This window comes from Streptomyces sp. CA2R106 (genome assembly GCF_037034245.1).
In the GTDB taxonomy this organism is placed as follows: domain Bacteria; phylum Actinomycetota; class Actinomycetes; order Streptomycetales; family Streptomycetaceae; genus Actinacidiphila.
In genome coordinates this window covers 230,754-252,788 of sequence record NZ_JBAGKC010000009.1, presented here as the reverse complement: position 1 = coordinate 252,788, position 22,035 = coordinate 230,754, and the positions used below count along the sequence as shown (strand labels likewise).

Sequence of the window (22,035 nt, the reverse complement as noted above, 5' to 3'; positions counted from 1 at the left end):
GATGCCACCACTGCCCGAGTCGGCGCACAAGGCGCCCGCGGCCCGCCCGGCGATCTGCCCGGGCTGCTCCGAACCGCACGACCCCGGGGACCGGTTCTGCGGTGCCTGCGGCCGCGATCTGAGCGCGCCGCCGCCGGTCGCGCCAGTCTCCCCGGAGGCCGCCGGGGAGCCGGCGGACGGGGCGGACGGCGCGGGCGGTTCGGGTGGCGGCGACACCACCAGCTCCTTCGTGCTCGCTCCCCCGCGGGGTGCCGCCTCCCCGCCGCCCTCCTCCGACGCCACACTCCCGCTCGGCTTCTCCGCCCACGGCGCCGACAGCACCGGCGCCACGGGCAACCGGGGTACGGGCAGCGGCGGTACGGGCAAGGACAGCACGGGCAGCGGCCACCGGGAGGCACCGTCCGGCCCGGTCTGCGTGGCCTGCGGCGTCGGCGGCGTGGACGACGACGGCTACTGCGAGCACTGCGGGCACGCCCAGCCCCGCCAGCGCGACCACCAGGAACGGGAGTTGGCGGGCGTCGCCGCGGTCAGCGACCGCGGGCTGCGCCACCACCGCAACGAGGACGCCTTCGCCCTGGCCACCGCCGCCCTGCCGGGGGGCGCCGCCGCCGTCGCGGCCGTGGTGTGCGACGGCGTGTCCACCGCGTACCGCCCCGACGACGCCTCCGCCGCCGCGGCCACCGCGGGCAGCGACGCCCTGGTCGCCGCCCTGGAACGCGGCACCGCGCCCGACGACGCGATGCGCGAGGCGCTGCTGACCGCCTTCGACGCGGTCGGCGCGCTCGCCGCGGAGGAGCCCAAGGAGCCGATCCACCGCAACTCCCCGGCGTGCACCTACGTCAGCGCGGTCGTCACCGGCCAGGTCTTCACCGTCGGCTGGATCGGCGACAGCCGCGCGTACTGGGTGCCCGACGACCGCGAGCGGCCCGCCGCCCGCCTCACCGAGGACGACTCGTGGGCGGCGCGGATGGTCGAGGCCGGGCTGATGTCGGAGGCCGAGGCGTACGCCGACGCGCGCGCCCACGCGATCACCGGCTGGCTCGGCGCGGACGCCGCGGAGGTCGACCCGCACGTGGCCGCCTTCCAGCCGGAGTGCCCGGGCGTGGTCGTGGTGTGCACCGACGGGCTGTGGAACTACGCCGAGTCGGCCGCGGAGATGGCCGAGGCGGTACCGGCCGACGCCCGCACCAGGCCGCTGGCGAGCGCGCGTTCGCTGCTCGGCATGGCGCTGGACGGGGGCGGCCACGACAACGTAACGGTCGCGGTGCTGCCGTTCCCGGCAGCGGCCGCAGGGGCAGGATCACCCTCCGCGTAGCCGGTCCGGGCGCGGCGCGCAGGCGCACCGCGCACGGCGGGGGCGGACGAGCACAGCGTGAAGGAGTACAGGAAGCGATGCCCAGTCTTTCGAAGTCGAACGTGCCGCAGTTCTCCGTGGACGTCTACCAGAACGCGTACCTGCCCGAGGGCGGCCGCGAGGTCAACGCGATCGTCACGGTGACCTCGACCGGCGGCGGCACGTCCGGCGGCCTGCCGCTGCCGGGTGGCGCGCCGTCGGCCGGTGTGGTCATCATGGTCGACTGCTCCGGCTCGATGGAGTACCCGCCGACGAAGATGCGCAACGCCCGGGACGCGACCGCGGCCGCCATCGACACGCTGCGCGACGGGGTGTCGTTCGCGGTGGTGGCCGGCACCCACCAGGCCCGCGAGGTCTACCCGGCCGACGGCGGCCTGGCGGTGGCCGACGCGCACACCCGCGCGCAGGCCAAGCAGGCGCTGCGCAAGCTCACCTCGGGCGGCGGCACCGCGATCGGGACCTGGCTGCGGCTGGCCGACCGGCTGCTGTCCGGCTCCGACGTCGCGATACGGCACGGCATCCTGCTCACCGACGGCCGCAACGAGCACGAGAAGCCGGAGGACCTGCGCGGCGCACTGGACCACTGTGCCGGCCGCTTCACCTGCGACGCGCGCGGGGTCGGCACGGACTGGGAGGTCAAGGAGGTCACCGGGATCGCCTCGGCGCTGCTCGGCTCGGTGGACATCGTCGCCGACCCGGCCGGTCTGGCCGCGGACTTCCAGGCGATGATGGAGAACGCGATGGGCAAGGAGGTCGCCGACGTGAGCCTGCGGGTGTGGACCCCGCAGAACGCCGAGATCGCCTTCGTCAAGCAGGTCGCGCCCACCGTGGAGGACCTGACCGGGCGGCGGACGCAGGCCGGCCCGCGGATCGGGGACTACCCGACCGGGTCATGGGGCGACGAGTCGCGCGACTACCACGTCTGTGTGAAGGTGCCGCCGGTCGTCGTCGGCCAGGAGATGCTCGCCGCGCGGGTCTCGCTGGTGCTCCCGGAGCCCGACGGCAGCACGCAGGTGCTGGCGCAGGGCCTGGTGCGGGCGCTGGGCACCGACGACATGGCGGCCTCCACCCGGATCAGCCCGCAGGTGGCCCACTACACCGGGCAGGCCGAGCTGGCGCAGGTGATCCAGCAGGGCTTGGAGGCCCGCAAGTCCGGGGACATGGACTCCGCCACGGCCAAGCTGGGCCGCGCGGTGCAGCTCGCCAACGCCTCCGGCAACGAGGACACCGCCAAGCTGCTGGCCAAGGTGGTGGACGTGGTCGACGCCGCGAACGGTACTGTGCGGTTGAAGCCCAAGGTCGCCGACGCGGACGAGATGACCCTGGAAACGCGGTCGACGAAGACCGTACGCGTGAAGAAGTAGCCATCGGGTACAACGTGCTCGCGCACAACCTTTGGAGCCGCCCGAACCCGGCGGAGGGGGAGCCGACACCATGCCGATCTGTGCCAACGGCCATCAGAACAGCGCCACCGACTGGTGCGAGGTCTGCGGCGTGCTGTTGACGGCACCGGCCGCGGGATCGCGGCCGGCGTCCTCCGCGACGTCGTCCTCGTCCTCGCCGTACTCGACGCCGCCGTCCTCGCCCTCGCCCCCCGGTTTCGGCGGCGAGGGCGAGGGCGGCGAACACTGCCCGAGCTGCGGGACGCCGCGGGAGGGGGCGGCGCTGTTCTGCGAGGGCTGCCGCTACAACTTCCTCACCCACACGCCGACCGTGGTGCCGTCGCAGCCGGTTCCGCAGCCGGTTCCGCAGCCGGTCCCGCCGCCCGACTACCCGCCGTACCAGCGGGAGGACTCGCAGGCCTCGCGGCCCTCGCAGGTCAACCGCCCGGCGGAGTCGGTGCCGGACGGCTCGGTCACGGTCGGCTCCGGCTCGGGGGACTTCGAGCTGGAGCCGCCGTCCAGGCCCGCCCGGCGCTCGGACACCGGCGGCACCGGGAGCGGCCCGACCGGCTCCACCAGCAGCGGCCGGTCGTCCTCCGCGGCCGCGGGCACCAGCGCCGGCTGGGTGGCGGTGATCGCGGCGGACCGGGCGTACTTCACCGCGATGATGGCCCGCAGCGGCCCGGACGCCGGGCAGCTGTACTTCCCGGCGTTCTCCCCCGAGGTGGAGCTGCCGCTCACCGGGCACCAGGTCACGATCGGCCGCCGCCGGCACAGCACCGGCGAGGCGCCCGACATCGACCTGTCCCGCTCCCCGGAGGACCCGGGGGTCTCGCACCACCACGCGGTGCTGGTCCAGCAGCCCGACGGCTCCTGGTCGGTGGTCGACCAGGACTCGACGAACGGGACCACCGTCAACCTCGCCGAGGAGTCCATCCGGCCCTACCTGCCGGTGCCGCTCGCCGAAGGGGACCGGGTGCACGTCGGCGCGTGGACGACGATCACGCTGCGCAGGGCCTGAGCGCCGCCCGCGCGAGCCGGCCGGCCGGCCGCCGGTCAACCGCCGGTGAGCGGCCAGGTCAGCGGGCCGTCGGGGCGGTCCCGCCAGATCCACTGGTGCGTCCCGTCCACGGTCAGGCCGTAGCGGGTCCGGTCCGCGCCCCCGCCGAACACCCGTGCGGCCAGGCCGTGTTCGGGTGCCCCGGCCGGCGCGCCGGCCGCGCCCCGCAGCGGCACGAAGTACGCGGGAGTGTCCAGGAACCGCCCCTGCGCGCGCCCAGGACCGTACACCGTCAGCGCCACCAGCCCCGCGGCCAGCGGCAGCAGCACCAGCCCGCCCGGCACGCACTGCTCCAGCCACGCCGGCGGCACCGACGGCAGCTCGCAGGTCGCCATGACCCGCTGGTACGGGGCGCCCGGCGGGTGGCCGAACGCGCCGTCGCCGGTGACCACCTCGACCGAGCGGGCCGCCTCGGTGCCGTACGCGTCCAGGTGGGCGCGGGCCGCGGCCGTGATCTCCGGCTCCAGGTCGATCGTGGTGACCGTGCCGGGGCCGAGCCGGTGGGCCATCAGCGCCGCGTTGTAGCCGGTGCCCGCGCCGATCTCCAGCACCCGTTCCCCGCCGTGCACCTCCAACGCCTGGCACATCAGCGCCATCAGCGACGGCTGGCTGCTGGAGGAGACCAGTTCGCCGCCGACGACACGGGTGGCGATCGGCCGGTCCTCGTAGGCCCCGGCGAGCAGCCGCCCGGTGCGCTCCTCGCCCTCCTCCAGCACGAACAGCTCCCGCGGGACCTCGGCGAAGGCCGCCCGCCAGGCGGGGTCGGTCAGGCCGCCCCCGGCCACGATCCGGTCGACCATCCGGGCCCGCAGCTCCCCCGGGGCGGCGGCGTGCCGCTGCTCGTACCGCTGCCCGTGGCGCCAGTAGCGCCCGTCCTCCGGCCAGGTCCCGGCCATACCTCCATGGTGCGCCGGAAGGCCCGCCGACACGAACCGCCCCGCCTGCCGGCCTTCCGCCCGCCCCTTCCCGCTTCCCTTCCCTTCGGGAGCGGGCGCCGCGTCTGCGACGATGGAAGGGTGAATGAGATCCGGCGCGGCGAGTTGCAGCAGCAGACGTTCTACGAACTCGTCGGCGGCGAGGAGACCTTCCGCCGCCTCGTACACCGCTTCTACCTGGGCGTCGCCGACGACCCCGAGCTGCGGGCGATGTACCCCGAGGAGGACCTCGGCCCGGCCGAGGAGCGCCTCACCCTGTTCCTGATGCAGTACTGGGGCGGCCCGCGCACCTACAGCGACGAGCGCGGCCACCCGCGGCTGCGGATGCGGCACATGCCCTTCGCCGTCGACCGCGCCGCCCACGACGCCTGGCTGCGCCACATGCGCGCCGCCGTCGACGAGCTCCAACTCCCCGGCGACCAGGAACGCCAGCTCTGGGACTACCTCGTCTACGCCGCCGCCTCCATGGTCAACACCCCCGGCTGACCCCGGCCGCCGGCCCCCTCTGCCCCCGTGTGACCCCCGGCCGTCCCTTCGGCGGCGCCCGATCCGTCCGCTGGCCGGACCATCACGATCGGATTGCGACATACGCCGCACCGCTTCTGCGCCGCAGCTCTCTTTGAGAGCATCTCGTCAGCATCTGACGGGGGGAACACGTGACCGGATTCGTGCTGCTCCGTGTCCGGGCCCACCGGCTGCTGCTCGCGGCCGCGCTCCTGACGGTGCTGCTCACCACGTGCGTGCTCGCGACCTTCACCGCCTTCACGGGGGCGATCGGTGACGCGGCCCTGCGCCGCACCCTCCAGCACCAGGCCGCCGGGCAGGCCACCGTCGAGGTCACCAGCGACCTGAACGGCACGACCACGGGCGCCGTCGACACCGCGGTACGGCGGCACCTGCGCACCTCGTTCGCCGGGCTGCCCACCACCGTGCGCGGCAGCACCCGCTCCGGCCCGTACGGCCTGCCGAAGACGCCCCGGACCACCGGAAAGCCCGCGGACGGCGACCCCGACCTGACCCTGCTCGCCACCTTCGACCGGGCCCAGGTCCGCCTGGTGAAGGGCAGTTGGCCGACCGCGGCCGCACGCGGCGCGACGCGGGTGCAGGTCGCGGTCCCCGAAGTGGCCGCGCAGGCGCTGGGCACCGCCCCCGGCGACGTCCTGACCCTCACCGACCGGTTGGGCGGCGCCCCGCTGACGATCCAGGTCAGCGGCGTCTTCCAGCCACGCGACCCGGCCTCCCCGTACTGGCACCTCGACCCGCTGGGCGGGCGCGGCGCGCACACCGTCGCCTTCACCACCTACGGGCCGATGCTCGCCGACCCGGGCAGCTTCGGCTCCGGCCGGGTCACCGCCGCCGCGATGTCCTGGCAGGCCACCGGGGACTTCCGGCAGGCCGGCAGCCATGACATGGACCGGCTGGAGAACGGCGTCCGGCAGACCCTCTACGCGCTCCACGACGACCAGGCCACCTCCACCACCACCGCCACCAGCGACCTGCCCGCGCTGCTCGACGCGCTGCGCCGCAGCATGCTGGTGACCCGCTCGACGCTGCTGATCGGCGCGCTGCAACTGGTGATCCTCGCCGGGTTCGCGCTGCTGCTGGTGGCCGGGCTGCTCGCCGAGGAACGGGCCGGGGAGACCGCGCTGCTGCGGGCCCGCGGCGGCTCACGGGCCCGGGTCGCCCGGCTGGCCGGCGCGGAGTCGCTGCTGCTCGCGGTGCCCGCGGCAGTCCTCGCCCCGCTGCTGGCCGGGCCGATCACCCGGCTGCTGGCCGGCACCGGCGCCATGGCCCGTACCGGGGTCAGCCTCGGCTCGGGCAGCACCGGCCCGGCCTGGCTGGTCGCCGGGGCCGCCGCGCTCGCCTGCGCCGGCGCGGTGATCGTGCCCGCGCTGCGCACCGGCGGCGCCGACTCCGCCGAGCGGGCCGCGCGCTCCCGGCGCCGCTCCCTGCCGGGCGCGGTGCAGGCCGGCGCCGACGTCGGGCTGCTGGTCGTCGCCGCCATCGCCTACTGGCAGCTGGACCGGCGCGCGTCGGGCAGCGGCGCGCTGAGCACCAACGCGGGCGGCGGCCTCGGGGTGGACCCGATCCTCGTCGCCGCGCCCGCGCTGTGCCTGCTGGCCGGCACCGTGCTGGTGCTGCGGCTGCTGCCGCTGGTCGCGCGGCTCGGCGAGCGGCGGGCCGAGCGCGGCCGGGCGCTGCCGCTGGCGCTGGCCGGGTGGCAGCTCGCGCGGCGGCCGCGGCGCGGCGCGGGCGCGGCACTGCTGCTGGTGCTGGCGATCGCGATGGGCGTCTTCTCCATCGGGCAGAGCGCGAGCTGGGACCGCTCGCAGCGCGACCAGGCCCAGTTCGCGGTCGGCGCCGACCTGCGGGTGACCGGCATGACCACCCCGCCGTTCGGGCAGCCCGGGATCTTCGCCCGGCAGGCGGGCGTCGCGGCGGCGGCACCGGCCACCCGCACCGGCCTCTACCTCGACCAGAACCGTACGGCGAGCGTGCTGGCCATCGACTCCGAGCAGGGCGGGAAGGCGATGCGGTTCCGCTCCGACCTCACCGGGGGGCGGTCGGCCGCCGCGGTGCTGGCGCCGCTGCGCCAGGGGGTTCGGGCCGGGGGCGGGTTCGCGCTGCCCTCCGGCACCCGGCAGGCCGCCTTCGAGGCGGTGCTGCGGCCCGCGGCGGGCTCCCCCGGCGGCGCCGCGGTCGTCCACCACGTCGCCGTCACCGTCCTGGACGCCGACGGCGTCCCGTACTCCGTCCCGCTCGGCGACGTACCCGCCGACGGCAAGCAGCACCGGCTGCTCCTGGACCTCGCCGCACCTGCCGGCACCACGGACGGCGCACCCGCCGGACCGCTGCACGTCACCGCCGTCAGCGTCGGCTTCGACATGCCCGCCCAGGGCGGCACCTACGCCCTGACGCTGTCGACCCCGCAGGTCACCGGCGGTTCGGGCGCGGTTCGTACGCTGACGGTGCCCGCGCAGCAGTGGTCGGCCGCGCCCTCCTACGACGACCCGGCGCTCGCCGAACTGCCCGGCGCGCACGCCCCGTCGTCCGACGTGCCGCGGGTCGGCGGGGCCGCGACGCTGTCCCTGGGCTACGGCACCGGGTCGGTGCGGGTCGCCTCGAACGCGTACGACTCGGCACCGACCGGCACCGTGCTGGTCCGCGCGCCCAGCGCCGACCCGGCCGCCGTGGCGGGTGTCGCCACCGACGACTTCCTCGCCGCGCAGCACGCGAAGGTCGGCGGCCGCGTCACCGTGCAACTGGGCGGCATCCAGGTGCCGGTGCGGGTCGTGGGGGCGGTCCGCGCGATCCCCGGGCTGGGCGACGGCACGGGGTCCGGGGCGGATAGTTCCTCGGCCGCGTCCTCCGGGTCCTCCTCCACCGGGTCGGACGCGGACGACGGCGGCGCGGACGCGGGCCGCGACCAGGACGTCGGCGGCATGGTCGTCGACCTGCGCGCGGTCAACCAGTTCCTCCAGTCCCACGACGGCCAGGCCATGGAGCCCACCGAGTGGTGGGTCGCCGCCCGGCCGGGCGCGGTCGCGCGGACCGCCGCCGCGCTGCGCGCCCGTACCGACGTCGACACCGTCCTGGTCGCCGACGAGACCGCCGCCGACCTGCGCGCGGACCCGCTGGGCGCGGGCCCGCAGTCGGCGCTGCCGGCCGCCGTGGTGGCCGCGGCGGTGCTGGCCGCGGTCGGTTTCGCGGTCTCCGCGGCCGGCGCCGTGCGGGAGCGCACCGCGGAGTTCGCGATCCTGCGGGCGCTGGGGGCGCCCCGGCGCCAACTGGCCCGGGTGATCGCGGCCGAACAGGGGCTGCTGGTGCTGGTGTCGGTGGTCGTCGGTGTGGCGCTCGGCGCGCTGCTGACCCGGCTGGTGGCCCCGCTGATCGTGCTGACCCCGCAGGCCACGACGCCGACGCCGGCCCTGCTGGTACGGCTGCCGGCCGGGCGCGTACTGGAACTGCTCGCGGAGGTCCTGGTGGTGCCGGTGCTGGTGGTGCTGGCGACGGCGGTACGGCGCGGCGATCCGGCGACGGCGCTGCGGCGGCAGGGGGAGGACTGAGATGGCGGCGGCACGGGAACAGGGATCTGCCGTACCGGAGCCGGACGGTGGGGTCGTAGCCGGGGACGGTGCGCGCGCGGGTGCCGGTGGTGCGGGCCGGGACGGGGGCGCGGCCGGGGACGGCGGGGGTGTGCGGCTCGCCTGGGTACGGGTGCGGCTGCGCTCGGCCCGCGGCGCGGCGCTCGCGACGTTCGCGCTGGTCCTGGCCACCGCCTTCCTCGCCGCCGCGCTGCCGCGGGCCGTGGACCGCTACGAGGACCGGGCACTGCGGCAGACGGTACTGGCCGGGCAGTTCCCGGACCGCGGGGTCGCGCTGACCGAGGACTACGACGCGCGGCAGGGGCTCGGCGGCACCTCGCCGCTCGACCCGTCCGGCATCGGCAGCGTGCAGACCGCGGTCCGCTCGCTGCTGGCCGGCGCCGCGCCGCTCGCGCCGGGCGCCGCGGTGTACGGGGCGCGGACCGCCAAGGAGTCCGGGGTCCCCGACCAGGGCCTGCCGCTCACCTCCTCGCACCTGCCGACCGCCGACCTCGTGGCGCAGGCCGATGTCGGCGCGCACGCGCGGCTGCTGTCCGGCCGGCTGCCGCACGCCCCGCGCAGTTCGGCCCAGGACGCGTCCGCGCCGGTCGTCGAGGCGGCCGTGACGGAGCGGACCGCCCAGGTGCTCCATCTGAAGGTCGGCCGCACCCTCCACCCGCAGGGGCTGAGCCCGACCCCGCTGACCGTGCGCATCACCGGCATCGTCGCCCCACGCGACCCCGCCGCCGCGTACTGGAACGAGGACGGCGACATGCTCGGCCCGGTGGTGAACGAGCAGCCGGCCGGCGTCGGCGAAGCGCCCCACACCTACTGGCACTTCACGCTGCTCACCGACCCCGCCGCCGCCGTCCTGCTGCCGCGGCTCGGCGCGGGCGTCACCCTCTACTGGTACGAGCCGATGGCCGTCGGCCGGCTGACCGCGCACGGCGTCCCGGCACTGCGCGGCACGCTGGACTCGCTGTCCGGCGGCCCGCTGGCCGCCCGGCTCCAGGACACGGTCGGCGCACCGGTGGACATCGGCGACGGACTGGCCACCGTGCTCGGCGAGTTCGTCCGGGAGCGCGACGCCACCGCGCCGCTGGTGCTGGTGGCCGCGGTCGGCGTCGGCACCACGGCGCTGGCTGTGCTGCTGATGGCCGGCGGGCTCGCGGAGGAACGGCGGCGCGCCGAGATCGTGCTGCTGCGGGCGCGCGGGGGTTCGCTGCGCGCCGTGACGGGGCGGCTCGCCGCGGAGACCGCCGCGGCGGCCGTGCCGGGCGGGGTGGTCGGCGCGCTGCTCGCGGTGGTGCTGCTGCCGACCGGCCGCTGGCTGCTGCCGGTGCTGCTGGCCGCGCTGGCCACCGCGGTCGTGGTGGTGGCGCTGCCGGTGCGGGCCGGGTTCGCGGTGCGGCGGCCGCGGCCGGGCGGGCGGGAGGACGTGGCGACGGCCCGCCCGTCACGGCGCCGGCTCGTGGTCGAACTGACGGTGGTGGTGCTGACGGTGGGCGCGGTGGCGGCACTGCGGCAGCGGGGCGGCGGTTCGGGCACGGACCCGTTCCTGGCCGCGGCTCCCGTGCTGGTGGCGATCGCCGCCGCACTGGTCCTGCTGCGGCTGTACCCGGTGCCGCTGCGGCTGCTGGCTCGTCCGGCGGCGCGGCTGAGCGGCGCGGTCACCCACCTCGGCCTGGCCCGTGCGGGCCGCTCCTCGACGGGTGGCCAACTGCCCCTGCTGGCGGTGCTGGTGGCGCTGACCGTGACGTCGTTCGGCGGCTCGGTGCTGGCGGGGATCAGCCAGGGCCGGGACCGGGCGGCCGCGGCGACGGTCGGCGCCGACGCGCGGCTGGACGCGGCCACCTCCACGCTGTCCCCGCGGCTGCCGGGCGCCGTACGCAAGGTGCCCGGGGTCGGTCTGACCACCACGGCGCGGGTGGAGCAGAACTCGGCCGACGCGACCTTCAGCGAGTCGTACGCGGTGGTGCTGGTCGACCCGGCCTCGTACGACAAGCTGACCCGCGCGGTGGGGCTGCCGTCCTTCCGGTCCGGCGCCCTGTCCGGGCACCGGGGCACGGGGGCGGACGAGGTGCTGCCCGCGGTGCTCTCGCCGGGCCTGGCCGAGCAGGTCGGCCAGGGGACGGTGTCGCTCAGCACCGGCCTGGGCAGCACCGACATCCGCGCCGCGGGCGTACTGCCGACCACACCGGCCGCGCCCGGCGGCGAGTTCGTGCTCGTGTCGGCGGCCTCGGTCGCCGCGCTGCACCCGGTCGCCGGGGCGGACACGCTGGAGGAGCCCACGACGCTGCTGGCGATGGCGGCGCCCGGCCGGCACATCGACGCGGCGGCGCTGCGCAAGGTGGCGGCCATGGACACCTCGTCGGTGTCGGTCCTGCTGCGCAGCCAGGAGCGGGCCGCGCTCGCCGACACCCCGTTGCAGCGCGGGGCCCGGAACCTGTACCTGGCGGCGGTCGCGGCCGGCGCGGGCTACAGCGCGCTGGCGCTGCTGCTGTCGCTGCTCCAGGCGGCGCCGGGGCGGGCCACCGTGGTGGCCCGGCTGCGCACGATGGGCATGACGCGGCGGCAGGCGCGGCGGCTGGTGCTGCTGGAGACGCTGCCGCAGGTGCTGCTGGCGGCGGTCGGCGGGGTGCTGGTGGGTCTGGCGGCGGTGCCGCTGCTCGGGCCGGGCATCGACCTGCGGGCGCTGACGTTCGGGACCGGGCCGCGCGACTTCACCCCGGTCGACTTCGGGCTGGGGCTGCGGGCGAACCCCTGGGCCCTTGCCCTGCCGTCGGCGGGGCTGCTGATACTGGCGTGTGCGGTGCTGCTGGCGCAGACATGGCTGTCGGGACGGCGGCGGGAGAGCACGGAACTGAGAGCGGGGGACCGGGTATGAGCGGGGATGTGCGGGGCGCGGGGGCGGGGGGCACGGGTCCGGCGGGTGTAGGTGCGGCCGGTGCGGGGACGGCGGGCGCGGGTGGTGCGGCTGGTGCGGGTGCGGCCGGTACGGACGGGCGGCCGGCGGTACGCAGCCTCGCCGACCTGGAACAGCAGGCCGCCGCCCGCCGGGACGGCCCCGCCTACGGGCATGACGCGCTGATCAGCTGCGACCGCCTGGTACGGATCTTCACCGCGGACGGCGTCGAGGTGCAGGCGCTCCAGGGCCTGGACCTGCTGGTCGGCAAGGGCGAGCTGATGGCACTGGTCGGCGCGTCCGGGAGCGGCAAGTCCACCCTGCTGAACATCCTCGCCGGCCTGGACGTCCCCACCGCGGGCGCCGCCTCCGTCGGCGGCTACGACCTGCTCGCCATGGACGCCGCCGCCCGCCTCGAGTACCGGCGGCGCGTGGTCGGCTTCGTCTGGCAGCAGACCGCCCGCAACCTGCTGCCCTACCTGACCGCGGCCCAGAACGTGGTGCTGCCCATGCAGCTCGCCGGCCGCGGCGGTCCCCGCGCCAAGCGCCACCGGGCCGCCCGGGCCGCCGAACTGCTCGACATGGTCGGCGTCGGCCACTGCCGCGACCGGCGGCCCGGCCAGATGTCCGGCGGCGAGCAGCAGCGCGCCGCGATCGCCGTCGCGCTGGCCAACGACCCTGCCGTGATCCTCGCCGACGAGCCGACCGGCGAGCTGGACTCCGCCACCGGCGAGCAGGTCTTCGCGTCCTTCCGCACCGCCAACGAGGAGCTGGGCACCACCGTGGTCGTGGTCACCCACGACCACGCGGTCTCCAGCTCCGTCCGGCGCACGGTCGCCATCCGCGACGGCCGCACCGCCTCCGAGGTGGTCCGCCGCACCGAAATCGACGAGCACGGCCAGGAGTCGGTCGTCGCCCGGGAGTACGCCACCGTCGACCGCGCCGGGCGGCTCCAGCTGCCCCGCGACTACACCGACGCCCTGGACATCCGCTCCCGGGTGCTGCTGGAGCTGGAACAGGACCACATCGGGGTCTGGCCGGACCGCCCGGAGCAGTAGGGCCGCGCCGGCGGCCGGTCAGGAAGGCGAGACCGTCAGCCCGGACGCCCCGGACGCCGAGCGCGTCGCCACCGAGCCGTAGCCGGTGCGCAACCGCAGCCACGGGCCGGCCGCGAGCACCGCGACCGCCTCGCCCGCGGCCTCGCCGGAACGCCGCGCGGGCAGGAACCCGAGCGCGTGGGCGGCGTGCACCACGCGCAGGGTCACCCCGGCCCCGCCGCCGGGCAGCGGCCGGCTCCACAGCTCCTCGGCGAGCGCGTCCAGCTCCGCCCGGGAACGCCGCTCCGGCACCAGCGCCTCCGTCCGCGCCCGGAACTCCGCGACCGCCCTCGCCGCGACCTCCCGTACGACGGCCGCCTCCAGCTCCGCGACCCGCCGCCAGCCCTCCCGCGGCGGCAGCAGCCCGGCCCAGGCCGGACCCGTGACGGACGGCGGCACCGTGAACCGCCCGCCCCCGACCGCCTCCCCGACCGCCTCCAGCAACTGCCCGGCCGACACCGTCGCGTCCACCGCCGCCGCTATCCCGTCGCCGCCGAGCGCCAGGCTCTTGACCGCCAGCACCCCACCGAACGGCGGCTGCCCGAACACGCCGAGCGCCGCCTCCCCGGCCGCGGAACGCAACCGCACCACCGCGGCCTTGTCCCACCTCACCAACCGCCCCAGGAACGCGGCGAGGTCGGCCTCCACCACCGCCGCCCCGCCCGGTCCCTCGGCGAAGCCGAGCCGCACACTCACCCGACCACGGCCCCCTCGTCGCGGTAGCGCTCCAGGAACGCCCGCTCCTCCTCGGTGATCCGCCGCGGCCGCTGCTCGGCCAGCAGGTACGGCACCACGACCGTCGCCGCCCGCGCGTACACCGCCTCGTCGTCCTTCACCTCGTACCTGACCGTCATCGACGCGGCGTTGATGCTGTCCACCCACGTCTCGATCGCCACCGGCTCGTACCGGTGCACCAGAGGCCGCAGGTAGTCGATCTCGTGCCGCGCCACCACCGACCCGCCCGAGAACGTGCCCCCGCCTTCCCTGTCCGCCAGCCGGAACATCAGGTCGATCCGCGCTTCCTCCAGATACCGCAGGAACAGCACGTTGTTGACGTGCCCGTACGCGTCCATGTCGCCCCAGCGCAGCGGACAGCGGAAGACGTGCCGGGCCATCAGCCGCGCGTCAGCTTCTTGTACGTGGCCCGGTGCGGGCGCGCCGCGTCCGGCCCCAGCCGCTCGACCTTGTTCTTCTCGTACGACTCGAAGTTGCCCTCGAACCAGAACCACTTCGAGTCGCCCTCGTACGCCAGGATGTGCGTCGCCACCCGGTCCAGGAACCACCGGTCGTGGGAGACGACCACGGCCGCACCCGGGAACTCCAGCAGCGCGTTCTCCAGCGACGACAGCGTCTCCACGTCGAGGTCGTTGGTCGGCTCGTCGAGCAGCAGCAGGTTCCCGCCCTGCTTGAGGGTCAGCGCCAGGTTGAGCCGGTTGCGCTCACCACCGGACAGCACCCCGGACGGCTTCTGCTGGTCCGGGCCCTTGAAGCCGAACGCCGACACGTACGCCCGCGACGGCATCTCCACCTGTCCGACGTTGATGTAGTCCAGGCCGTCCGAGACGACCTCCCACAGCGTCTTCTTCGGGTCGATGTTCGCCCGGCCCTGGTCCACGTACGAGATCTTCACCGTCTCGCCGACCTTGATGGTGCCGGAGTCCGCCTGCTCCAGGCCCTGCAGCATCTTGAACAGCGTGGTCTTGCCGGCGCCGTTCGGCCCGATGACGCCGACGATGCCGTTGCGCGGCAGCGTGAACGACAGGTCGTCGATCAGCACCTTCTCGCCGAACGCCTTGTGCAGGTGGTCCACCTCGACCACGACCGACCCGAGCCGCGGGCCCGGCGGGATCTGGATCTCCTCGAAGTCCAGCTTCCGCATCTTGTCGGCCTCGGCGGCCATCTCCTCGTACCTGGCCAGTCGGGCCTTCGACTTGGCCTGCCGCCCCTTGGCGTTGGAGCGGACCCACTCCAACTCCTCCTTCAGGCGCTTCTGCCGCTTGGCGTCCTTCTGCCCCTCGACCTTCAGCCTGGACGCCTTGTTCTCCAGGTACGTCGAGTAGTTGCCCTCGTACGGCAGCGCCCGGCCGCGGTCCAGCTCAAGAATCCACTGCGCGACGTTGTCCAGGAAGTACCGGTCGTGGGTCACGGCCACCACGGTGCCCGGGTACTTCGCCAGGTGCTGCTCCAGCCACTGCACCGACTCCGCGTCGAGGTGGTTGGTCGGCTCGTCCAGCAGCAGCAGGTCCGGCGCCTCCAGCAGCAGCTTGCACAGCGCCACCCGGCGCTTCTCGCCACCGGACAGGTTCGTCACCGGCCAGTCCCCGGGGGGGCAGCCGAGCGCGTCCATCGCCTGCTCCAGCTGTGCGTCCAGGTCCCACGCGTTCGAGTGGTCCAGCTGCTCCTGGAGCTTGCCCATCTCCTCCAGCAGCGCGTCGGAGTAGTCCGTCGCCATCTGCTCGGCGATCTCGTTGAACCGGTCGAGCTGCGCCTTCGTCTCCGCGACGCCGTCCTGCACGTTCTCCAGGACCGTCTTCGACTCGTCGAGCGGCGGCTCCTGGAGCAGCATCCCCACGCTGTAGCCCGGCGACAGGAACGCGTCCCCGTTCGACGGCTGCTCCAGCCCCGCCATGATCTTCAGCACGGTGGACTTACCGGCGCCGTTCGGGCCGACCACACCGATCTTCGCGCCCGGCAGGAAGCTCAGCGTCACATCATCGAGGATGACCTTGTCGCCGTGCGCCTTACGCGTCTTGCGCATCGTGTAGATGTACTCAGCCAAGAGAAACCGTCCGGCAATCGAGAAGGGCCAATGTGCGGCTCCGCCGCGTGAGGGCAGATACGCCCCATCTTGCCAGCCGTCCGCCCCAGGGGGCGAACGGGTAGGTCAGCCCCGCCCCGTACCCGAACCGTTCCCGGCCCGCCCCGCCCGTCCCCGCGGCCCGGTCCGGCCCCGGCGGAGCCGGTCCAACCGGTTCGGCCGCACCGGAGCCGGCCGAGCCTGGGACTGCCGTGCCTGCGCCGGCCGGGCCTGACCGTCCCGGGCCCGGCGGGACCGGGCGGTCAGGCGGACCGGGCGGTCAGGCGGGCTGGACGGACAGGCGCGCCCGCCCGTCCAGCCGGCTCACACCGATCAGGCGGCGGAGTTCTTGCGCGCGTTGCGGCGGAAGAAGAAGACCGCTCCCCCACCGACCACCACGAGGGCGACCGCTATGCCCGCGATCATCGGGGTGGCGCTGCTGCTACCGGTCTCGGCGAGGTTGCCGGTGTCGGAGGCGGACGCCGGGCTGGGCTGGTTGGTCGCCGGAATGGTCGGCGGCGCGGTGGCCGCCTTGCAGTCCAGCACGCCCTTGAACGTCTTCACCGACTTGTCGGGCAGCGCGATGTCGATCTTGTAGCCCTGGTCCTCGGCGACGGGGACCGTGATCGTCTGCGACTCGCCGGGGGCGATGGTGTAGGTCTTCCCCTCCAGCGTGAAGGTGAAGGACTCGTCGCCCTTGTTGCTGGCACTGACGTCCACACCGGACTTGGAGCAGTTCACCTGCGCCGACAGCGCCGGTATCGGGCCCTGGTCCGCCCACGTGGCCGTCGCGGTGGCCTTGATCTCCGACTGGCTGGTGCCGGCCAGGATCATGGTCTGGCTCGGGCCGTTGGTCTTGGAGTTGGTACCCGCGAAGGCGCGACCGACCGGCACGCTGGTCGTCGCGGACACCGTCACCGAGGTGCTGCCCTCCTTGGTGCCCGCGGGCACGTCGAAGTACAGCTGGCTGCCGTCCGAGACCGACGTGACCGGCTTGCCGTCACCGTCGACGAGCTTCACGCCGTCGGGCGCGTCAGCGGCCAGGACCGCCTGGGCACCGGTCGCGCTGGTGTGCGCGGTGATCGGGCCGATCCGCCCGCCGGACTTGCCGGACACCGACGGCGGAGTGAGCTCCAGCGACGGCGACGGCTCCGCGACGGCCTGCGCGGACTGGTCGAGGTAGTCCGCCAGCTTCTCCGCGGCCGGGTCGTTCGCGGCGGCCTTCGGGTCGTCCGAGAGCCGCCAGATCGCGACCTGGGTGCCGGCCGCGGCCGACTCCTTGGTCAGCGGACCCGATCCCGCGGTGGTCGCCAGCGCGCCGAGGTCGTTGACCGTCGGGAAGGAGTGCTGGAGTATCCAGGTGATCTTCCCGGCCACGTCCTTGTCCCGGCCCTCCTGGGTCAGGGACGTCGCGCTCCAGGGGACCTCGTGGTAGACGGCGTTGCCGCTGGTGTCGGCGCCCCTGTAGAGGTCGATGCAGTAGGTGTAGACGCTGGTGCCGTCGTCGAGCTTCAGCTGGAACAGGCCGGCCAGCTCGGGAGCGGACTTGCCGCTCTTGTCGGTCACGGTCGCGCCGCCGTACATACCCGGTGCGAGCTCGCCGAGCTTGCCGGTCGCGCCGCCGGACGTCGTGGTGGCTGTGCTGTCACCGGAGTTGCCGCCGTCGGCGGCGGCCGTGGTCGCGCCGGCGAACACGCCGGCCGCGAGCAGGCCGGCCGTGACACCGGCCGCCGCGAAGCGGGCAGCACCCCGTCTGTAGGTGTTGAACATGAATTTTCCCCTCCGGGCGAGGTACCTGGTCGTGATGAAGGGGTTGACCCCGCCTGTGCCGAGCCCCCGTACATACGAACGCCGAAATCCTAGGAACCGCGCATGTGATCCCCACAGTCGAGAGCCGCCCGAGCGGCATTCGAATCTCAATCGTTATGCGCGAAGGGCGTGTCTCCGTCATTGTCGATAAATCATTGACACAATTCACGCCACGAATACCCGCGGGTATTCACCCGCCGCTCGCACGCCGCACGGCCCACGTCAACCCCGCTCACGGCACGGCAGCCGTCAACTCCGGTGCGGACGGCCGGACTTCCGCCCCCGCACCTGCGCTCGCCCCGCCGCGGCCGCCGGAACGGCTGAATCGTGCCACACCGCGGGCGAGGTCGTGCCCGATCGCCACCGCCTCCAACTCCGCCGCGAGATAGCGGCGGCCGTCCTTCTCGTCCTCCCTGATCCGCAACCGGCCCTGCACGACCAGCGGTTCACCGAGGCAGACGGACTCCTTCACATTGCTTCCGAGGTTCCGCCACGCACGCACGGTGTAGAAGCTCGTCGCGCCGTCGGTCCAGGCACCGCGCTCGGCGTCCCAGCGCCGCGTGGTGGTCGCGAGCCGAAAACGGGTCACGACCAGACCGGTGGCCGTCACCTGGCTCTCGGGCTCGGTCGCGACATTTCCCACAACCGTCACCAGCGTCTCGTTCATCGCGCATTCCTTTCGTCCGCCGCGCTCCCGTGTGGAACGCGGCAAGACCATCTTGCGCGAAATCGGACGACTGAGGAAAAAAGATCCGGAAAATGTGGATAGCCCGCCTGTTGTGGATAACTTCGTCACCCGGACGAGTGAGAAGAGCGCTCCACAGCCCGCCCGAGCGGCAGCGGCGCACCGGTCGAGCCCTCCGCGGACCTGCCGGCCGGGACGAGCCGGGCGGGCGCCGGAGCGGAGCCTGCCACGACCGCGTACTGCTCGCGCACCTCGCGGTAACGCATCAACTCGGCCGCGACCGGTTCGAGGACCCGGGCCCGACCGCGGTCGGCCGCCGCATCCCGCAGCCGCCGCTCGGCGGCCTGGCCGTACCTCCTGGCCGGTCCGCGCGCGGCGATCCGGCAGGTGCCGGAGACCAGCGGACCGCCGAGCCCGCCCACCGCGACCGTGACGAGCGGCGGCCACCACGACATGTCCAGCGAGCCGGAGCCGACCGCGGACAGGCAGACCACCCCGGCCAGCGCGAGCGCCATCAGCAGCCACTGCACGGCCGCGGCCACGGACCACCAGCCGGGCCGCTCCGGCGTGCGCGGCCGGGCCCGGACCGCCGCGGCGTCGAGCGCCGCCGGCAGCCCTTCCCCGCCCCGCCGTGCCGCGTCGCGCACCGCCCTGGCCCACGGCGCGGGCAGTCCACGCGCGGCGTCGGCCGCAAGTCCGCGCACCGCCTCGTCGATCACCGGCCGCGACGCCGTCGGCCGCGCCGGCACTTCCTCCTTGTCCGCGCCCGCACGCGCGGGCGCGCGGACAACGGACGGGCGGGCAATGGGCTCCCGCGGCACCGTTTTCCCTCGACCGAGTGAACCGGTCATTTTCCGGGCGAAACGGGAACGGCTCGCGGCTCCGGCCCGTTCCCCCAACAGTCGACTCCACGGAGTGCCGCAGGCGTCCCATGCGGCACTCGCCCACTCCTTTTCCGCCGACTGACCGGCTCCGGCCGCTCCCACCGCGTCCGCGAGCCGGTCGACGAACTCCTCACGCGCCGGATCGGTGAGCCCGGCGCCGCCCTCGCCGACGTAGAGCGGCTGGAGCCCGCTCGCCATGCGGTCCATGTCCGCCGCCAACCGCCGCCCCGCAGCGGCGCGTTCGGAGACGATCTGGGCCAGCACGGCGCGCAGGTCCGGCACGCCCTGCCCGGTGAGCGCGGAGGCGGCGAGCACGACGGCCCCCGCTTCGCCGTGCTCGCCGACCGCCAGCCCGTCCTCGTCGAGCAGCCGCCGCAGGTCGTCGAGGACGAGGTCGGCCGTGTCCCCCGGGAGGCGGTCGACCTGGTTCAGCACCAGCACGGTGACATCGGCGTGCCCCGCCAGAGGCCGCAGATACCGCTCGTGCAGTGCCGCGTCGGCGTACTTCTCCGGGTCCAGCACCCACACGACGACGTCCACCAGCCGCAGCAGGCGGTCCACCTGCTCGCGGTGCCCGGGGGCGGCGGAGTCGTGGTCAGGGAGGTCGATCAGCACCAGCCCGTCGAGGCTCAGCTCCTCGGCAGCACCGAGGTCGCCACCGATCTCGGCGCTGTCGCCAACTGCACAGTGGGAAGCGTCGTCCGCGGCCGCGGCCTGGCCGGGCAGACAGGGCGCCTGGCCACCGGGATACTTCTCGTCCCGCCCGTCGGCCGGTGCTTCCGTGTCCGCCTCGGTTGCCGCGCCTGCCTCCCCGGACGCCGGGGCCGAGGTGTCCCGCAACCCGTAGCGGGCGTAGCGGTCCTGCGGGGCCACACCCAGCCGGTCGAGCAGTCCCGCCGCCCGCTCCGGCTGCCACGCGCAGGAGACCGGTCGTGAAGTGGTGGGCCTGCGCACACCTGTAGCGGACAGTTCGATCCCGGTCAGCGCGTTGAAGAGCGTGGACTTGCCGCTGCCGGTCGCCCCTGCCACGGCGACCACGGTGTGGTCGAGCGACAGCCGCCGCCGCTCGCCGACCCGGGCGAGCAGCTCGCTGCTGTCGGCCAGCTCGTCCGGGCTGATCCGGGTCCTGGACAGGCCGAGCAGTTCGCCGAGGGCTTCGACCCGCACGGTCAGCGGGTCGGCCACCGCCGGCTCGGCTGATGCGTTCGGGTCGTCCAGGGCCGAGGGGCTGGTGGCCACCGGGTTCACCTCTCCTTCTGCAGTACGGACAGGGCGGCGATCAGGGCGGACTGCTGTCCGGCGGTGACGTCGTAGCCGTCGATGGGCGCGAGTCGGCGTTCGCGTTCGCGGGACAGCAATCCCGCGACGGCGTCGTCGAGCAGGGCGCGGGCGGCGTCGCGCAGCCGTACGGCGGCCTGGGCACCGAGGGTTTCGGCCAGTTGCTCGCCGGCCGGCCGACCGGCCCTGCCGCCGAGCAGCACCGTGGCAAGGAGTGCGGCGATGTCCTCCGGGTCGGTGGCCGGCCGGTCGGCGGAGCGGGCGGCACGGGCCTCCGTGTAGGCGAGCTCGGTCACACCGCGCCGCCAGCGCCGTACTCCCTTGTCGATCCGAGCCGCGACGGCCACCCGGTCCCGGTCGGGGCGGGAGGTGGGTTCGTCGAGCAGCGCGGCTCCGGCCGGCTCGCGCTGCCACGCCTCGGCCACGCGGTCGTCGGCGGCGTCGGTCTCGGTGCGCAGCAGGGCGGCCAGCTCCTCGGCCAGGGCGCGCTGGAGCGCATCGGGGCCGCAGGCCGGATAACTCTGCCAGTACGCCAGCGCCTCTCCGGCGAGTGGGCTGCCCTCCTCGATCGCGGCCGCGGTGCGGGCTGCGGCCTGCTCGTAGGATTCCTCGGCGGCGCGGGTCAGCCGCTGGGCGGCCGCATGCTGGGCGGCGGAGGCGGCGGCCAGCGCGGGCAGTCGCTCGTTCATCGAGTCGAGGGTGCCGACGGCGGTGCGGCGGGCGGCGTGCTGCCGCGCGGCGGGGTCCTCGGCGCAGTGCGCCAGCCAGGCGCGCAGCGAGGCGACGGTGGTCTGCGGCAGCAGGCCGGCGCCGGCAGCCGACTCGGGCAGTTCCGGCACGGTGAAGCGGGGCACGTCACCGAGCCCGGCTTTGGCGAGCAGGGCACTGTAGTGGCGGCTGATGTCCTCGACGACCTGGTGCGGGACCCGGTCCAGGACGGTAGCGAGGGTGACGTCGTACTCCTTGGCGGCGCGCAGCAGGTGCCAGGGCAGGGCGTCGGCGTAGCGGGAGGCGGTCGTGACGAGAATCCAGATGTCAGCGGCGCAGATCAGTTCGGCGGCGAGTTCGCGGTTGTGGCTGACCAGCGAGTCGATGTCCGGGGCGTCGAGGAGGGCGAGGCCGCGGGGCAGGGAGTCGTCCGCCTCCAGACGGAGTTCGGCCCGCTCCGGGCCGAGGCGCTCGGCGTCGGAGCGGTCCGGGCCGTCCTCGTCCGCCCGGGAACGCTGACGGACGGACCAGATGCGGGCCAGCCCCGGCAGTACCCGGGGGTCCGCGAACCATGCCCGGTCCTCGGGGTGGCAGACGAGCACCGGTGTGCGGGTGGTGGGGCGCAGCACCCCGGAGGGGCTGATCCGGCGGCCGACCAGCGAGTTGACGAGGGTGGACTTTCCCGCCCCCGTGGACCCTCCGACGACCGCGAGGAGCGGCGCTTCCGGGGCTTTCAACCGGGGGACGAGGTAGTCATCGAGCTGGGTGAGCAGCTCCTGCCGGGTCCGGCGAGCCCGTTCGGCCCCGGGCAGTGGGAAGGGGAAGCGCGCGGCGTCGACACCATCACGCAGTGCGGACAGCGCATCAAGCAGCTCGGGCCGTACGTCCAAGATCACCACAATGGCACAATGCCCCATATTGGCGTGATTTTGAAGCGCATTCGAGCGGGTTTGCCCTATTCGCCCGCCACGAGACCCCGATGGGACGCATGTGGACCAGGGGACGGAATGAGCCACCGGCATAACGAGTGCACAACAGCAGCATTTCGACCCGTCA

The 22,035-nt window shown here is 74.8% G+C and carries 15 protein-coding genes; 7 read left to right on the top strand and 8 right to left on the bottom strand.

Translation table 11 applies throughout. The features are described from left to right. The first annotated feature begins 1 nt into the window (after position 1). From WA788_RS16525 to WA788_RS16515, 3 genes are all read left to right on the top strand, one after another. Complete coding sequence (locus WA788_RS16525) at positions 2-1,315, top strand: protein phosphatase 2C domain-containing protein (RefSeq protein WP_335977985.1); 1,314 nt, start codon at positions 2-4, stop codon at positions 1,313-1,315. Positions 1,316-1,392: 77 nt separating this feature from the next. Further along, complete coding sequence (locus tag WA788_RS16520; protein WP_335977984.1) at positions 1,393-2,718, top strand: vWA domain-containing protein; 1,326 nt, start codon at positions 1,393-1,395, stop codon at positions 2,716-2,718. 70 nt (positions 2,719-2,788) lie between these two features. Then, positions 2,789-3,757 carry an FHA domain-containing protein gene (locus WA788_RS16515; RefSeq protein ID WP_335977982.1) on the top strand — a complete coding sequence of 323 codons (969 nt, stop codon included), beginning with the start codon at positions 2,789-2,791 and terminating at the stop codon, positions 3,755-3,757. 35 nt (positions 3,758-3,792) lie between these two features. Here the strand turns inward: WA788_RS16515 and WA788_RS16510 are convergent, their stop codons facing one another. Beyond that, a complete protein-coding gene (locus WA788_RS16510) occupies positions 3,793-4,692 on the bottom strand; it encodes a methyltransferase domain-containing protein (RefSeq protein ID WP_443034046.1) in 900 nt (299 codons plus the stop codon). A gap of 120 nt (positions 4,693-4,812) precedes the next feature. Between WA788_RS16510 and WA788_RS16505 the strand changes: the two genes are divergently transcribed. The 4 genes from WA788_RS16505 to WA788_RS16490 all read left to right on the top strand — a co-directional run bounded on the left by WA788_RS16505 (position 4,813) and on the right by WA788_RS16490 (position 12,779). Next, positions 4,813-5,217 carry a globin gene (locus WA788_RS16505; RefSeq protein ID WP_335977981.1) on the top strand — a complete coding sequence of 135 codons (405 nt, stop codon included), beginning with the start codon at positions 4,813-4,815 and terminating at the stop codon, positions 5,215-5,217. A gap of 170 nt (positions 5,218-5,387) precedes the next feature. Further along, entirely contained in the window at positions 5,388-8,798 is a 3,411-nt protein-coding gene (locus tag WA788_RS16500) for an FtsX-like permease family protein (RefSeq protein WP_335977980.1), read from the top strand. A 130-nt stretch (positions 8,799-8,928) separates the two neighbouring features. Further along, a complete protein-coding gene (locus tag WA788_RS16495) occupies positions 8,929-11,703 on the top strand; it encodes an ABC transporter permease (RefSeq protein WP_335977978.1) in 2,775 nt (924 codons plus the stop codon). Continuing rightward, positions 11,700-12,779 (top strand): ABC transporter ATP-binding protein, encoded by a 1,080-nt coding sequence (locus tag WA788_RS16490; RefSeq protein WP_335977976.1) that lies wholly within the window; start codon positions 11,700-11,702, stop codon positions 12,777-12,779. The genes WA788_RS16495 and WA788_RS16490 overlap by 4 nt, the downstream gene beginning before the upstream one ends. An 18-nt stretch (positions 12,780-12,797) precedes the next feature. On the opposite strand, the gene WA788_RS16485 is transcribed toward WA788_RS16490, so the two are convergent. The 7 genes from WA788_RS16485 to WA788_RS16455 all read right to left on the bottom strand — a co-directional run bounded on the left by WA788_RS16485 (position 12,798) and on the right by WA788_RS16455 (position 21,878). After that, entirely contained in the window at positions 12,798-13,514 is a 717-nt protein-coding gene (locus tag WA788_RS16485) for a hypothetical protein (RefSeq protein WP_335977974.1), read from the bottom strand. Further along, positions 13,511-13,933, bottom strand: a complete 423-nt coding sequence (locus tag WA788_RS16480) for an acyl-CoA thioesterase (RefSeq protein WP_335977972.1) — start codon at positions 13,931-13,933, stop codon at positions 13,511-13,513. Before WA788_RS16480 ends, WA788_RS16485 begins: the two co-directional genes overlap by 4 nt. Continuing rightward, on the bottom strand, positions 13,933-15,597 hold the full coding sequence (gene ettA, locus WA788_RS16475; protein WP_335977971.1) for an energy-dependent translational throttle protein EttA: 1,665 nt from the start codon (positions 15,595-15,597) through the stop codon (positions 13,933-13,935). The genes WA788_RS16480 and ettA overlap by 1 nt, the downstream gene beginning before the upstream one ends. A 351-nt stretch (positions 15,598-15,948) precedes the next feature. Further along, positions 15,949-17,385 (bottom strand): thioester domain-containing protein, encoded by a 1,437-nt coding sequence (locus tag WA788_RS16470; protein WP_335977970.1) that lies wholly within the window; start codon positions 17,383-17,385, stop codon positions 15,949-15,951. A 271-nt stretch (positions 17,386-17,656) separates the two neighbouring features. Then, positions 17,657-18,091: a single-stranded DNA-binding protein gene (locus tag WA788_RS16465; protein ID WP_335977967.1), complete on the bottom strand. Its 435-nt coding sequence runs from the start codon at positions 18,089-18,091 to the stop codon at positions 17,657-17,659. A 125-nt stretch (positions 18,092-18,216) separates the two neighbouring features. Then, on the bottom strand, positions 18,217-20,112 hold the full coding sequence (locus WA788_RS16460; protein ID WP_443034047.1) for a dynamin family protein: 1,896 nt from the start codon (positions 20,110-20,112) through the stop codon (positions 18,217-18,219). A gap of 125 nt (positions 20,113-20,237) precedes the next feature. Continuing rightward, positions 20,238-21,878 (bottom strand): dynamin family protein, encoded by a 1,641-nt coding sequence (locus WA788_RS16455; protein WP_335977966.1) that lies wholly within the window; start codon positions 21,876-21,878, stop codon positions 20,238-20,240. Positions 21,879-22,035 lie beyond the last annotated feature (157 nt).

What these genes read in the sequence shown, in the direction of transcription:
- WA788_RS16525 (WP_335977985.1), top strand. Translation starts at nt 2, where the DNA reads ATGCCACCACTGCCCGAGTCGGCGCACAAGGCGCCCGCGGCCCGCCCG.
- WA788_RS16520 (WP_335977984.1), top strand. Translation starts at nt 1,393, where the DNA reads ATGCCCAGTCTTTCGAAGTCGAACGTGCCGCAGTTCTCCGTGGACGTC.
- WA788_RS16515 (WP_335977982.1), top strand. Translation starts at nt 2,789, where the DNA reads ATGCCGATCTGTGCCAACGGCCATCAGAACAGCGCCACCGACTGGTGC.
- WA788_RS16510 (WP_443034046.1), bottom strand. Translation starts at nt 4,692, where the DNA reads ATGGCCGGGACCTGGCCGGAGGACGGGCGCTACTGGCGCCACGGGCAG.
- WA788_RS16490 (WP_335977976.1), top strand. Translation starts at nt 11,700, where the DNA reads ATGAGCGGGGATGTGCGGGGCGCGGGGGCGGGGGGCACGGGTCCGGCG.
- WA788_RS16480 (WP_335977972.1), bottom strand. Translation starts at nt 13,933, where the DNA reads ATGGCCCGGCACGTCTTCCGCTGTCCGCTGCGCTGGGGCGACATGGAC.
- WA788_RS16470 (WP_335977970.1), bottom strand. Translation starts at nt 17,385, where the DNA reads ATGTTCAACACCTACAGACGGGGTGCTGCCCGCTTCGCGGCGGCCGGT.
- WA788_RS16465 (WP_335977967.1), bottom strand. Translation starts at nt 18,091, where the DNA reads ATGAACGAGACGCTGGTGACGGTTGTGGGAAATGTCGCGACCGAGCCC.